The sequence below is a fragment of the Alteromonas pelagimontana genome (genome assembly GCF_002499975.2).
In the GTDB taxonomy this organism is placed as follows: Bacteria; Pseudomonadota; Gammaproteobacteria; order Enterobacterales; family Alteromonadaceae; genus Alteromonas; species Alteromonas pelagimontana.
This window is the reverse complement of sequence record NZ_CP052766.1, coordinates 3,288,452-3,302,103: the sequence shown is the minus strand read 5'-3', so window position 1 is coordinate 3,302,103 and position 13,652 is coordinate 3,288,452. Positions and strand designations below refer to the sequence as shown.

The window sequence follows — 13,652 nt, the reverse complement described above, 5'->3', positions numbered from 1 at the left end:
AGATATCTTAACTCACTTATGATTATAATTAATCTCCCGGCAGATATAACGCGCAATGGCATTTCACTTTAGCTTTATTTCCAAAATATCCGACATTTCCTCCGCGCAGTGGCAGGCACTTGCACAAAACGCAGGGCCATTTTTGCAGCACGGCTTTTTATCGCTGCTGGAATCTACCGAGTGTGTTGGTGAGGCAACGGGCTGGCAGCCTATGCACCTGATCATTTATGACGATAATGTTCCCATCGCCGCCATGCCCGGTTATATAAAATATGATAGTTACGGTGAATATGTCTTCGATCACAGCTGGGCCAACGCCTACCATCAATACGGTTATTCGTATTATCCTAAATGGATATCAGCAATTCCCTTTACACCCGTAACTGGGCCCAGGCTGCTGTTGGCCGATCACGTTAAGGAAGACGTCGTCCGCACGTATGCTGCCCAAGCCATTGATACCCTGGCGCAGCAAAATATTTCCTCAGCCCATATTCTGTTTCCGCCGCTGAAATGTGCTGGCGCTGCCGTAACTGCCGGTTATCTCAAGCGCGTTAATGTTCAGTTTCAATGGCACAATTATGACTATCAGCATTTTGATGATTTTTTAGCTGCGCTGACTTCCCGTAAACGCAAGGCGCTTAGGAAGAGTCGCCAGCAGTTATCCGCCGCAAATGTCACAATAAAGCGCTATACCGGCGCGGACATTTCTGCGCCAGAGCAAGATTTTTTCTACTTGTGCTATCAGCAAACCTACCTTAAACGTAGTGGTCATAACGGGTACTTGAGCGAAGGTTTTTTTAAAGGCTTATTTGCCACAATGGCCGAAAATATGTTACTGGTTGTGGCTTATCAAGATGAAAATCCAGTAGCCAGTGCATTATTTTTGTATGATGCCACAGGGCTATATGGACGTTACTGGGGAAGTCTTGTGGAAATTGATGGTTTGCATTTTGAATGCTGTTATTTCCAAGGTATTGAATTTGCAATCGAGAAAAAACAACCGCTATTTAATCCCGGCACTCAGGGCGAGCATAAAATTCTAAGAGGGTTTGAACCCATTTACTGCGTTTCTTTTCACAAACTTTTTGCGCCGGCGTTTCATCACGCCGTTTCCAATTTTTTATACCAGGAAACGCCCGCAATGGTGGAGTATTATCATCAAGCCGCAGAAGTCCTGCCCTTTAACAATACATTTTTACCTAACCTTAAAACGATGAAAACACCGGACGTCCACATGGACAACCGAGAGACAAAACAGAGAAACGACAAATGAAATATACAGTACTTGCCGCCGTTGTGGCAGCATCATTAGGTCTGGCTGGTTGTGGCCAGTCAGAGCAAGCAAAAGAACAGCATAACAGCGCCCAAACGACGCAATCTGCGGCTGAACAAAAACCTGAACTCGGCACTTTTGGTGTAGATTTATCAGCTCGTGATGAATCAGTGAAACCAGGTGACGATTTCTTTATGTACGCCAGCGGCAACTGGTACAGAAATTATGAACTGCCTGCTGATAAAGTACGGTATGGCGCTTTTAATGCGTTACGGGATCGAAGTGAAGCACAGGTAAAAGAAATCATTGACGATATCATGTCACGTGAAGATCTTAATGCAGATGAACAATTGGTACATGATTTTTTTCAGTCCTACATGGACACCGAAAATTTGAACCAAAAAGGCATTCAACCCATTAAAGATGTGCTGAATAACATTAGCTCCATCGGCAACACCACCGATCTGACTAAAGTTTTTGGTAACGCCTGGCTGGACGGATCTATCACGCCAATTTATGCAGGTTTGTGGTACAACCGGCTCGATCCCAACGAATATGAAGTGAGTGTGGGCGTGGGTGGCTTAGGTCTTCCTGACCGGGATTACTACTTAAGTGATCAGGAACGTTTTAAAGATATCCGTGAAAAGTATCTGGCACATATTGAGCAAATGCTGACGTTGGCGAAAGTAGAGAATCCAGCCGATAAAGCCAAACGCATATTAGCTTTGGAAACCGACATTGCTAACGCGCAGTGGCCGCGCGAAAAACGTCGAGACCGCGATTTAACGCTTAATCAGATTGAACGATCTGAACTTTCAGATAGGTACCCTAATTTCGAATGGGATACGTTCTTTGCCCAAAGCGGACTGAAAGTTCCACACCTAAATATCAGCCAGCCTGAACCGGTAAAAGACGTTATTGGCATTATTAATAACGCTGATCTGGCAGATTGGAAGGCCTATTTGACGTACCACACTATCAGCAACAATGCCGATCTGCTTTCGCAAGATATTTACCAGGCAAACTTTGACTTTTTCGGCACCACGCTCAATGGCCAGCAAGAACCGCGTCCGCGCTGGAAGCGAGCCGTTGAAAAAATGTCAGATACAGAATCACTGGGCTTTGCCCTGGGTAAAATTTATGTCGATAAATATTTTCCCGAAAGTTCTAAAGAGCAAATGTCTGAGTTAGTGGAAAACTTGCGTACGGCCTTAGGCAAACGTATCGATAATCTTGACTGGATGAGCGAAGAAACGAAAAAGGCTGCACAAGAGAAGCTGGCGGCATTTCGACCTAAAATTGGTTATCCCGATGAGTGGGAATCATTACAGGGTGTGGAAATCAGCAGCGATAATCTGGTTCAGAATGTGCGCAATTTGCGTAAGTTCTTCCAAGAGAAAAGCGTAGAAGATGAGCTCAAGCCCACTGATCGTGAACGTTGGGGTATGACACCGCAGACAGTTAATGCTTATTACAATTCTTCCTTTAATGAGATTGTGTTTCCGTCAGCAATTTTACAGCCTCCGTTTTTTGATCCTAACGCCGATCCTGCCGTGAATTATGGTGCTATCGGCGCCGTTATTGGTCACGAAATGGGTCATGGCTTTGACGATCAAGGTTCTAAGTCTGATGCTAAAGGAATCCAGCGCAACTGGTGGACCGATGAAGATCGCGCTGCGTTCGAAGCGAAGGTCGACCAGTTAGCTGCGCAATATGATGCTTATGAGCCGATAGAGGGGAATACTGTCAACGGGCGTAATACGTTGGGCGAAAACATTGGTGATGTCGGCGGTTTGGCTATGGCTTATGAAGCTTATCAAATTAGCCTGAACGGAAAGGAAGCGCCGGTTATAGACGGCTTAACCGGCGACCAGCGTTTCTTCCTGGCGTGGGCGCAAGTATGGAAAGAAAAACGTACTGAACAAAGCCTGCTTAATCAGTTACGCTCAGACCCGCATTCGCCCGCACGCTACCGCACGTTGGCACCACGTAACCACGATGCCTGGTACAAAGCGTTTGATGTACAGCCCGACGACGAGCTTTATCTGGCGCCGGAAGATCGCGTGAAGATCTGGTAATTTATTGACTTAAAAAAAGGGCCACAATCGTGGCCCTTCGCTTTCCATTTTCAGCATATCTACTGGTTGATATCAGGAACAGATTGGGATTTTAAATCTGGGCCTGGGCCTTCAACTTTATCTACTGCGTAGGCTAACGCTTCTTGCCGCGTAGTAAAACTTCGAATACCTGCTTGGTGTGCATTAATATTCTCCAGCACCCGTTGCACGGCTTCATTTGCCCCACAGAGCACCAACTCACGACCCGACGCTTTGGCATCCGTAGTAATGGTTTCCACCGCCATGGCAGCAGAAACATCAACGGTGGGCACGCGGCTAAAATCCAATATCAGAATCTGCGATCCATGCTTAACTTTCTCCCGCACGTGGTGGCCTAAATCTGCAGCCGCCCCAAAACTTAACGGGCCACCAAAGCTGAACATGCTGATCCTGCCTTTCGCCCGCTTAAACAATGCGCGTTCTTCCGGATCGCTAAAGGTTTCTGGTATTCTGTTAACTTCTTCAATTTGCAATTGCGCCACCTGACGAACGTAAGCTAACGCTGCTAACACCACACCAACGCCAACTGCGGTAATCAGATCCACGAATACGGTCAGGCCCAATACCAGTAGCATTAGTGCAAAATCCCACCGAGGGCCGGTGTGGGCACGTTTGAGGTAGCTCCAATCAATGATATCCAGCCCGACTTTCACCAGAATACCAGCGAGAACGGCGTGAGGAATGTTAGCCGCTAATGGACTTAATCCTAATACAATTGCCAGTAGTACAAGTGCGTGGGTCATACCCGAAAGACGTTGCTGGCCGCCACTGCGGATATTAACCACCGTACGCATAGTTGCACCAGCGCCAGCGATTCCACCGATAAGACCTGCTACCGTGTTACCTATTCCCTGCCCGATGAGCTCTCTATTACTGTCGTGGCGGGTTCGCGTCATATTATCTGCTACCAGAGACGTCAGCAGACTATCAATGGCACCCAGTACCGCGAGTATAAATGCCGCTTCCAAAACCAGAAATAGTTGACTGCGGTCAAACACAGGCAAATGCAGGCTGGGTAAGCCAGTGGGAATATTGCCTAGCACTGGTATCCCTTTCAGCAGGAAACTTGCCAGCGTTCCGATAATCAGCGCTGCCAATGCACCAGGGATGAATTTAGCCAGGAACGGTGGCCATTTATAAGCGACGATTAACGTACCTAATCCAAGCGCGAGAGTAGATATGTTGATATCTGACAACGCGGTAGGTAAATAAATCAGTGCGCCCAAAGTGCCTCCCGGCGGCTCATGACCTAATAGACGACCGAGCTGCAGAATAATGATAATCGCTCCAATGCCCGTCATAAAGCCGGATATCACCGGATAAGGAACAAGCCGAATATATTGTCCTACGCCAAGAAAGCCAAAGATGATCTGGAACAAACCAGCAACGATGACTGCCGTCAGGATCAGCTCCACATTCCCCGACAAACTCGCGAATAAACCTGCTAATACAACGACCATGGGCCCTGTCGGGCCGGATATTTGGGAGGGAGTACCGCCGAATAAGGAAGCAAAAAAGCCCACCGCTATGGCCCCATATAAGCCAGCCATCGGCCCCATACCCGATGCTACACCGAGAGCCAGCGCAAGCGGCAAAGCGACAATTCCTGCCGTTATGCCACCGGTAAGATCGCCCCGCACGTTAGACAAATCAAATTTCATCATCTCGTTTCAGCCCCCTTACTCGTAGATTGGGCAGTGTTAGCATAAAGCTGCTTAATAGTTTCGAAGCTGCGGGTCGATTCGTTATAGCAAAGCACACTACCTGTTTCGATGTCATACACCCAGCCATGAAGCTGAATTTTGTTCGTAGCGAGTTTGGCAGCAACTGAGGGATGGGTGCGAATATGCTGTAGCTGCTGAATAACGTTTTCTTTGGTCACTTCGCTTAAATGAGAATGGTCGATATTGCCGCCACAGCGTTCTTTAACTACGTCCGTTGCCACTCGACAATGGCCGAGCCATTCTTTGACATGAGGTAAAGATTCCAAAGCTTCAGGGTCAATCGCTCCTTTCATCGCGCCACAATCTGTGTGTCCGCAAATCACAATATGCTCCACTCCCAGCGCAGCGACAGCAAATTCGATTGAAGCTGTCATACCCCCGGTCTGGTTACTATGTGGCGGAACGACATTTCCTGCATTGCGGCAGATAAAAAGCTCACCTGGACCGGTTTGCGTAACGAGGTTGGGGTCGATGCGCGAATCGGAACAGGTGATAAATAAAACTTCGGGGTTTTGGCCATTAGCCAGCTTCTTGAACGTTGCCTCTTTGGCAGGGAAAACATCCTTTTGGAATTTAGCAACACCTGATATTAAATGGTTCATCAATCATCTCCGGCTCTAACTTTGTAACAAGAAAGTTAAATAAGCGTAATAACCGGAGTGTCACCTGATAGATTTATAGAAAAATACACCACTTGGTGATAGCAAAATGCTATCAAATAAAGAAATTTTCGTTAGCTTTGATCCCTTAGATAGCCGTATTACCGGACAACGGTTGGGAAAGAAGCGCAACCTTTAGGCTGCACTTTTACAGGTCACTTAGCAGAGTGATCAAACTTTATCGTTTCAACTTGTATATTGCGATGCCCGGCTTGGGCTATAAAGTCTTTAACCAGTTCAATGACATCGTAAGCTACCGATTTCGAATTTGAAAAATCCAGTATGACCTTTGAATCTTTAGGGATAGAGTTTAACTTTTTCAAAATGCTGGGTTTATTAAAAAATGAAACTTCTTCTGCCAATACAATATGGTGTGTACTAATCTCATTTTCCTCGGTGACGATATCTTTAAAGTGATAGGAGTTTTTATAGCTATGTTTCAAGGTAAAGAACAAGCTGAAGCCTAATCCCACTATTACGCCAGTCAGCAAATCTGTCACAATCATGACGGCGATAGTCGCGAAGAAGGGAATAAACTGTTCCCAGCCAGACCGATACATAAACGCGAACATCGCGGGCTTCGCCAGTTTATATCCCACGACTATCAGTATTGCCGCTAAAGACGCTAACGGTATAAGGTTAAGCATGGTCGTTAACGCCAATATGGCGATCAACAAGAACATACCGTGTAAAACAGCTGAAAGTTTGGTTTTCGCGCCGAAGGTTATATTAGCTGAGCTACGCACTATTACCTGAGTGATAGGTAAACCGCCCACCAAGCCCGAAACCACATTGCCCAAACCTTGCGCTTTTAATTCTCGATTGGTCGGCGTGGTATTTTTTGCCGGATCGAGTTTATCGGTAGCTTCAACGCACAAGAGAGTCTCAATGCTGGCAACGGCCGCCATAACCAACGCCAGGGAAATTACCTCTATACTGAAAATCTGAGAAAAATCGGGGAACGATAATTCGTCTGCGAATGAAGAAAGACTGTCAATAACCGGTAGTGAAACCATTTGTGCCGATGTTAAGGGAGAGCCTGCTTGCGCTAGCATTACTGTAAACAGAATTCCCATAAGCACTACTACAATAGGCCCTTGTATTAACTGGAAGATCTTGTGCTGCTTAGTCAGATATTTATCCCAGAGGATTAGCACAGCCAGAGATATTCCCGAGATAGCAATAACACTCGGAGACATTAACGAAATAGCGTGTTCGATAGCGGAAAAGGTATTTTCCCCGTTAGCCTGGGAGAAAGACTCTTCGCCGAGAAAATCCGAGTGCCAGCCAAACAGGAAGGGCAACTGCTTTAAAATAATGAGCAACCCGATGCCTGTAAGCATACCGGTTATCACAGAAGTAGGAAAAAAGTAGGCGATAAAACCGGCCCGTAAAAACCCAAGTAAAATCTGAAACACCCCGGCCATTACTACTGCACTAAGAAATATCTCCCAGCTTCCCAAGGTAGAAATAGCATCAAACACGATAACGGCGAGTCCAGCCGCAGGACCGCTTACACCCAAACGAGAACCACTTGCAAGTCCGACAACGATTCCGCCGATTATACCCGCGATCACTCCTGCGAACAGGGGCGCTCCGGAAGCTAAAGCAATTCCCAGACACAAGGGAAGTGCGACAAAAAATACCACAATACCTGCCGGGAGATCGTTTTTGATCTCCTTAAAAGACAAATCCAATTTCATAGAGGCCTCTGCTAATTACCTTAAACAACCTTACTTTCTGCGTAAGCTTGTTCCATTTCTTCAAAAGTTTGTGAAGCAGAATCCCAACATAGGATTGTTCCTTTCCCAATATCATATACCCAGCCGTGCAACTGGATCTGGTTGGTTGCCAGTTTAGCCGCTACAGAAGGATGAGTCCTTAGATGTTGAATTTGCTGAAGCACATTTTCCTTAGTTAAGTCATCAAGACGGTCGTTGTCTAAATTGCCAAACTTTTCTTTTACGACTTCTGTCGCACATCGACAATGACCAAGCCACTCTTTAACATGTGGCATGGAAGACAGTTTTTCAGGGTTTAATGCCCCTTTCATTGCGCCGCAATCGGTGTGGCCGCATACCACAATATGGGTAACACCCAAGCCAGCGACCGCAAACTCGATGGATGCTGTCATGCCACCAGTTTGGTTGCTATGGGGAGGGACAATATTGCCCGCATTACGGCAGATGAACAGATCGCCGGGTTCTGTCTGGGTGACCAGATTGGGATCAATGCGAGAGTCGGCACAAGTGATAAAAAGCACTTCAGGGTTTTGACCGTTAGCCAGTTTTTTAAACGCCGCCTTTTTACCAGGGAAAACGTCTCGTTGAAATTTAGCAACACCGGATATTACGTGGTCCATATCTTTTCCTTTCACTCAAATACCAGAAAATATTCTCATACACCCGATCAGGTGTACAAGTTGGCGTACAGCATCCGCTGATAGCTATATAGAAATATAGTCAATTTGGTGATAGATTATAGCTATAAAAGGTTCCTACTATCAGGCCATTGTCTATGCAGCTGAATTATAAAATGCCTTCGCTTAATCAAATTCGCTACTTTGTCTCGGTAGCACGGCATCTGAACTTTCGCCGGGCCGCGCAAGCATTAGGAATCAGTCAGCCAACGCTTACCAGCCAGATCAATGCGTTAGAAGCGACGTTAGGTGTGGTGTTATTTGAACGCTCCCGTTCCGGCACGTTGTTATCTTCACAAGGGCGTGCGTTGCTTCATTCTGCCGAAGCGGTTCTCCACGCTAGTCAAGAGCTTGGTGAAGTCGCGCGTTCATTGTCCGATGGTGAAAATACCACCTATCGCCTGGGTATTCCGCCCACGTTGGGGCCTTACCTTCTTCCTCATATTTTGCCCGATATTCACCTGGCGCGGCCAGGGCTAAAGTTTTACGTCAGGGAAGCTGCGCCCCGCCAGTTGCAACAAGGCCTGTTGGCGGGCGAATACGATCTCATTCTCTCTCCTATGTCGAACCAGAATTCACAAATTCAGGTGCAGCCGTTATTTTTAGAACCGCTGAAATTTGTGTTACCGTCAGATCACGCCCTTGCAGGATACGATTATATTCAGCCCACAGCTATTCGAGGTGAAAAAGTTCTGACATTGGAAGATCGTCACCATTTTCATTATCAGGTTCAGGAAATTTGCCTGCAACTGGGCGCGAATGTCGACCGGGATTATGAAGGCACCAGCTTAGATACATTACGTCAGATGGTAGTAATGGGTATGGGTATGGCTTTTCTACCGGGACTGTATGTACATTCAGAACTGCATAAACCAGAAGCATTACATGTTTGCGAATTGGCCGATATGCCAATTGTAAGACAACACGTACTGGCATGGCGAAATACCTCGCCAGCACGTGCCTTTTTCCGTGATCTTGCCAGCCTGATGCGCAGCGTAATTGAACAACGGCTTTCTGATGCAGTATCCGTGTCGGATCTCACCGACGTTTAGCTACAGGTTTGTGATAGTTGCTTTCTATAGACCTCGGTGGCCGCTACCGAATTTTTTAACGCTACGGTTGTCTGTAGCGACGTTCGGTTTTTCAGCCCTAAATCCAGGTTTGCTGATCGGGCAGCCAACAGAAAGCAGGCGTTAAGATTATCTTGTGCGCCGCGATGAATCCGCGGTGGAATGTTCAGACAAATCATGAAGAATAATGGTATATTTCCATGCATACATGAGCAAAATTCATACATTCCATGATTGAACGACAACATCTGCGTATAGTGGCTATGATTGCCAAAAAAGGAACGTTAACTGATGCTGCCGCAGCACTTCATCTAACTCAGTCAGCCTTGAGTCATGGGATGAAGAAACTGGAACTGGAATTTGGCGTGGCACTGTGGCACAAAGACGGCCGACGACTGCGCCTGAGCAACGCCGGCGAGTCGCTTCTCAATCTGGCGGAAAGGATTTTGCCACAGTTTGAAAATACCGAAGAACACCTCGCACAAATTGCCGCAGGTAAAAAGGGGGTCTTACGCATTGGCATGGAATGTCACCCCTGTTATCAATGGCTGTTAAAGGTTGTAAAGCCCTTTTTAACCCAGTTTCCCACAGTGGATGTGGATGTTCGCCAAGCGTTTAAATTTGGGGGCTTACAGGCGCTTCACGGCTACGAAATCGATTTACTGCTCACTCCTGATCCGTTGTTTATTCCTACTATCACCTATGTACCGGTGTTTCAGTATGAGCAAGTACTGGTGGTAGCCAATGATCATCCTCTGGCGACCAAACCTTGGGTACGTCCGCAGGATTTAGCTAACGACACGTTGATAACCTATCCTGTTGAGCCGTCGAGGCTGGATATTTTCGCGCAATTTATGACCCCGGCAGGCGGCTCGGTAAAACGACATAAAACCATCGAAACGACTGAAATCCTGCTGCAAATGGTAAGTGCAGGACGAGGCATCAGCGCCCTGCCGCGTTGGCTGGTGGAAGAACACAGCCAGTCGCTGCCAATTACGCCTGTCAGACTTGGCGAAGACGGGCTGTCAAAGGCTCTTCATATTGGCTATCGCAGCAAAGACGCTTCTGCTGACTACTTCACTGCCTTTTTAGAAATGGCAAAGGAAATTGGCGCGAGCACTCAGTCAGCGTAGTGCTACGCCAAACCCGCTCCACAAGAGTTTGCGTCTGGGATAGAAAAAACTACGGAGCTTTCTGCCAAATCAGCAAAAGATTATTAGCTGGCATAGGTGCCATTGTCTTGAGTTGTAAAGCCGGAGCCCAGCGTTCTAATTCGCTGATGTCGCGATAACCGCCGAAACCCTGGCTGAGTAAATGATGATGAAATTCTTCGTTACTTTGGGAGCTGAACTTTCCATTGTGCAAAAACGGGCCATACTGACAGAAAACCCCTCCTGCAGGTAAGCAGGCTGAAATCTGTTGCATCATAGATTTTGCTTCTTCCGGTTGCATTATGTGGGCGGTATTAGCACTGTATACCGCGTCAAACTCAAATGCTGAAAGAGGCTGCTCGCCAATTTTGAGCGTCACAGGCATGCGCAGGTTGGCGGCAGGTTCTTCATTAATCCACTGACATATTCCCTCGTGATACTGCACTTGATCGCTGGTTTGCCACACCAGATGCGGTAATCGCGGCGCAAAATACACTGCGTGCTGGCCAGTGCCGCTGCCAATTTCCAGTACCCTGGTACTGTCTGCGAATGCCGCTTTAAGCAATTCCAGAATCGGCCCCTTATTGTTTTCACAAGCCTGACTGAAAGGTTTATTCATTAAGATTCGGCGCCAACCATTTTTCTGCAGTTTCCATCGTCCAACCCTTGCGCTGAGCATAATCTTCAAGCTGATCGCGCTGAATTTTTGCGACAGCAAAATATTTTGACTGCGGATGCGAAAAATACCAGCCTGACACCGCGGCGCCCGGCCACATTGCGTAGCTTTCTGTTAAACGCATGCCGGTGTGTTTTTCTGCATCCAGCAAATCCCAAATAAGCTGCTTCTCTGTGTGTTCCGGACAAGCCGCGTAGCCAGGTGCGGGTCGTATGCCCTGATATTTCTCGCGAATGAGAGCATCGTTATCCAGATCTTCATCCGGTGCATATCCCCAATATTGCTTGCGGACTTGTTCGTGAAGATATTCCGCAAAAGCTTCCGCCAGACGATCAGCAACCGCTTTAACCATGATGCCATTGTAGTCATCACCGGCTTTAATATAGTGATTTGCCAGCTCTTCTTCACCGATTCCAGCGGTAACAGCAAACGCTCCGACATAATCGCTAATTCCGCTGACTTTTTCCGCCACAAAATCTGCCAGACAATAGTTAGAAAACTGCTCTTTAAGCGTTTGTTGGCGCAAATGATGTGCAACTCCCGCCAGCGCCTGGCGACTATCATCCTGATAAATTTCAATATCATCGCCCACCCGGTTTGCAGGGAATAACCCGATAACGCCTTTCGCCCGTAGCGACTTATGTTTGATGACTTCATCAAGCATATCATTGGCATCCTTAAACAGCTCTCTTGCCTGCTCTCCCACAATTTCATCGTCCAGAATTCGAGGATATTTGCCAGCTACAGACCAGGTCAGGAAAAAGGGTGTCCAGTCGATATATTTACGCAAAACGTCCAATTCTACAGAAACAGGAGTGACGCCCAATTTCCTGGGCTTCACCGGCTTCTGGGTAAAATCAGGTTTAAAGCCGTTTTCTCTGGCATTTTGCAAACTTACCGGTCGGCTGCGAGGTTGCTTTCGCGCGTGCTGATCACGCACTTTGTCATACTCCCGAGACAGTTCTTCGGCATAAATGGCACGGGAGTCTGCTTTTAGCAGCTTCTGACACACGCCGACTGCACGACTGGCGTTAGGCACATACGCAACGGGTGCATGATAATTTTGCTCAATTTTAACCGCGGTATGTGCTTTGGATGTGGTAGCGCCGCCAATGAGCAACGGCAGGTCAAATCCCTGTCGTTCCATTTCTTTTGCTACGTGCACCATTTCATCTAAAGAAGGCGTGATAAGGCCAGACAAACCAATCATGTCCACACCTTCATCTTTGGCGGTCTGCAAGATAGTGGCGCAAGGCACCATTACACCTAAGTCGACCACTTCAAAGTTGTTACACTGCAGCACCACGCCAACAATATTTTTCCCGATATCGTGGACGTCACCTTTTACTGTCGCCATTAAAATTTTGCCGTTACTGCGAGTGTCGTCAGTCTTTTCCTCTTCAATATACGGCTGCAGGTGCGCTACCGCTTTTTTCATAACTCGAGCAGATTTGACGACTTGCGGTAAAAACATTTTACCTTCGCCAAACAAATCTCCGACCACATTCATGCCGTCCATCAGCGGCCCTTCTATAACGTGAAGCGGACGTTCGGCAGCCAGCCGGGCTTCTTCGGTATCATCAATAATATAGTCGGTAATTCCTTTTACCAAAGCGTGTTCAAGGCGTTTGTTGACCGGTTGCTCACGCCATGATAAATCTTCAACAGCTGCCGCTTTACCATCACCCTGATACTTGGGCGCGAGCTCTAACAAGCGTTCAGTGCCATCTTCCCGACGGTTAAGAATGACATCTTCTACTGCGTCGCGAAGCTCCTGAGGGATCTCATCGTAAACTTCCAGTTGTCCGGCATTAACAATAGCCATATCCATTCCGGCGCGGATGGCGTGGTAAAGAAAGACCGAGTGCATGGCTTCGCGCACCGGATTGTTGCCGCGGAAAGAAAAAGAAATATTAGAGAGACCGCCGGAAATATGGGAATACGGACAGGTTTGCCGAATTACGCGGGTAGCTTCAATAAAGTCTACCGCGTAATTATTATGCTCTTCAATCCCGGTGGCGACGGCAAAAATATTGGGATCGAAAATGATATCTTCAGGAGGAAAACCGATGGTTTCAGTGAGTAATTTGTAGCTTCGCTGGCAGATTTCAATTTTACGTGCCTGCGTGTCTGCTTGCCCGCTTTCGTCAAAGGCCATTACTACAGTTGCGGCACCGTATCGCTTTAACAATTTGGCGTGATGCAGAAATGCCTCTTCCCCTTCTTTTAAGCTGATAGAGTTAACTATGGCTTTTCCCTGCACGCATTTCAGACCTGCTTCGATAACTTCCCACTTGGAAGAGTCAATCATTATCGGCACACGGGAAATATCGGGTTCAGACGCAATAAGATTCAAAAATGTGCGCATGGCCTCTACCGAATCCAGCATGGCTTCGTCCATGTTAATATCGATAATTTGCGCGCCATTTTCTACCTGTTGACGGGCAACATCCAGGGCAGCTTCATAATCGCCATTTAATACTAAACGTTTAAACGCAGCGGAGCCGGTGACATTGGTTCTTTCACCGATATTGATAAAACTGGAGAACTCTGCGGTCACAAC

10 protein-coding genes are annotated in these 13,652 nt (G+C 47.2%); 4 read left to right on the top strand and 6 right to left on the bottom strand.

All coding sequences use genetic code 11. The features are described 5' to 3' along the window. The first annotated feature begins 55 nt into the window (after window positions 1–55). Together CA267_RS14525 and CA267_RS14520 are read left to right on the top strand one after the other, a co-directional pair. Window positions 56–1,273 carry a GNAT family N-acetyltransferase gene (locus CA267_RS14525; RefSeq protein ID WP_075610549.1) on the top strand — a complete coding sequence of 406 codons (1,218 nt, stop codon included), beginning with the start codon at window positions 56–58 and terminating at the stop codon, window positions 1,271–1,273. Continuing rightward, window positions 1,270–3,351 carry a M13 family metallopeptidase gene (locus CA267_RS14520; protein ID WP_075610550.1) on the top strand — a complete coding sequence of 694 codons (2,082 nt, stop codon included), beginning with the start codon at window positions 1,270–1,272 and terminating at the stop codon, window positions 3,349–3,351. The genes CA267_RS14525 and CA267_RS14520 overlap by 4 nt, the downstream gene beginning before the upstream one ends. Before the next feature lie 59 nt (window positions 3,352–3,410). On the opposite strand, the gene CA267_RS14515 is transcribed toward CA267_RS14520, so the two are convergent. From CA267_RS14515 to CA267_RS14500, 4 genes are all read right to left on the bottom strand, one after another. Beyond that, on the bottom strand, window positions 3,411–5,054 hold the full coding sequence (locus CA267_RS14515) for a SulP family inorganic anion transporter (protein ID WP_170669072.1): 1,644 nt from the start codon (window positions 5,052–5,054) through the stop codon (window positions 3,411–3,413). Further along, the gene (locus CA267_RS14510) at window positions 5,051–5,716 is read right to left on the bottom strand and encodes a carbonic anhydrase (protein WP_075610551.1); all 666 of its coding nucleotides are present in this window, start codon (window positions 5,714–5,716) and stop codon (window positions 5,051–5,053) included. The genes CA267_RS14515 and CA267_RS14510 overlap by 4 nt, the downstream gene beginning before the upstream one ends. A 212-nt stretch (window positions 5,717–5,928) precedes the next feature. Next, window positions 5,929–7,476, bottom strand: a complete 1,548-nt coding sequence (locus CA267_RS14505) for a SulP family inorganic anion transporter (RefSeq protein ID WP_075610552.1) — start codon at window positions 7,474–7,476, stop codon at window positions 5,929–5,931. A gap of 20 nt (window positions 7,477–7,496) precedes the next feature. Beyond that, entirely contained in the window at window positions 7,497–8,135 is a 639-nt protein-coding gene (locus CA267_RS14500) for a carbonic anhydrase (RefSeq protein ID WP_075610553.1), read from the bottom strand. Window positions 8,136–8,290: 155 nt separating this feature from the next. Between CA267_RS14500 and CA267_RS14495 the strand changes: the two genes are divergently transcribed. Then, window positions 8,291–9,244, top strand: a complete 954-nt coding sequence (locus CA267_RS14495) for a hydrogen peroxide-inducible genes activator (protein WP_075610554.1) — start codon at window positions 8,291–8,293, stop codon at window positions 9,242–9,244. Window positions 9,245–9,492: 248 nt separating this feature from the next. Beyond that, window positions 9,493–10,395, top strand: coding sequence for a LysR family transcriptional regulator (locus CA267_RS14490; RefSeq protein ID WP_075610556.1), 903 nt, complete (start codon window positions 9,493–9,495; stop codon window positions 10,393–10,395). A 49-nt stretch (window positions 10,396–10,444) separates the two neighbouring features. Here CA267_RS14490 and CA267_RS14485 read toward each other — a convergent pair whose 3' ends face one another. Continuing rightward, on the bottom strand, window positions 10,445–11,032 hold the full coding sequence (locus tag CA267_RS14485) for a DUF938 domain-containing protein (RefSeq protein WP_083638594.1): 588 nt from the start codon (window positions 11,030–11,032) through the stop codon (window positions 10,445–10,447). Beyond that, window positions 11,025–13,649, bottom strand: coding sequence for a methionine synthase (gene metH / locus CA267_RS14480; RefSeq protein ID WP_075610557.1), 2,625 nt, complete (start codon window positions 13,647–13,649; stop codon window positions 11,025–11,027). Before metH ends, CA267_RS14485 begins: the two co-directional genes overlap by 8 nt. Window positions 13,650–13,652: the final 3 nt, after the last annotated feature.

What these genes read in the sequence shown, in the direction of transcription:
- CA267_RS14525 (WP_075610549.1), top strand. Translation starts at nt 56, where the DNA reads ATGGCATTTCACTTTAGCTTTATTTCCAAAATATCCGACATTTCCTCC.
- CA267_RS14520 (WP_075610550.1), top strand. Translation starts at nt 1,270, where the DNA reads ATGAAATATACAGTACTTGCCGCCGTTGTGGCAGCATCATTAGGTCTG.
- CA267_RS14515 (WP_170669072.1), bottom strand. Translation starts at nt 5,054, where the DNA reads ATGATGAAATTTGATTTGTCTAACGTGCGGGGCGATCTTACCGGTGGC.
- CA267_RS14510 (WP_075610551.1), bottom strand. Translation starts at nt 5,716, where the DNA reads ATGAACCATTTAATATCAGGTGTTGCTAAATTCCAAAAGGATGTTTTC.
- CA267_RS14505 (WP_075610552.1), bottom strand. Translation starts at nt 7,476, where the DNA reads ATGAAATTGGATTTGTCTTTTAAGGAGATCAAAAACGATCTCCCGGCA.
- CA267_RS14500 (WP_075610553.1), bottom strand. Translation starts at nt 8,135, where the DNA reads ATGGACCACGTAATATCCGGTGTTGCTAAATTTCAACGAGACGTTTTC.
- CA267_RS14495 (WP_075610554.1), top strand. Translation starts at nt 8,291, where the DNA reads ATGCAGCTGAATTATAAAATGCCTTCGCTTAATCAAATTCGCTACTTT.
- CA267_RS14490 (WP_075610556.1), top strand. Translation starts at nt 9,493, where the DNA reads ATGATTGAACGACAACATCTGCGTATAGTGGCTATGATTGCCAAAAAA.
- CA267_RS14485 (WP_083638594.1), bottom strand. Translation starts at nt 11,032, where the DNA reads ATGAATAAACCTTTCAGTCAGGCTTGTGAAAACAATAAGGGGCCGATT.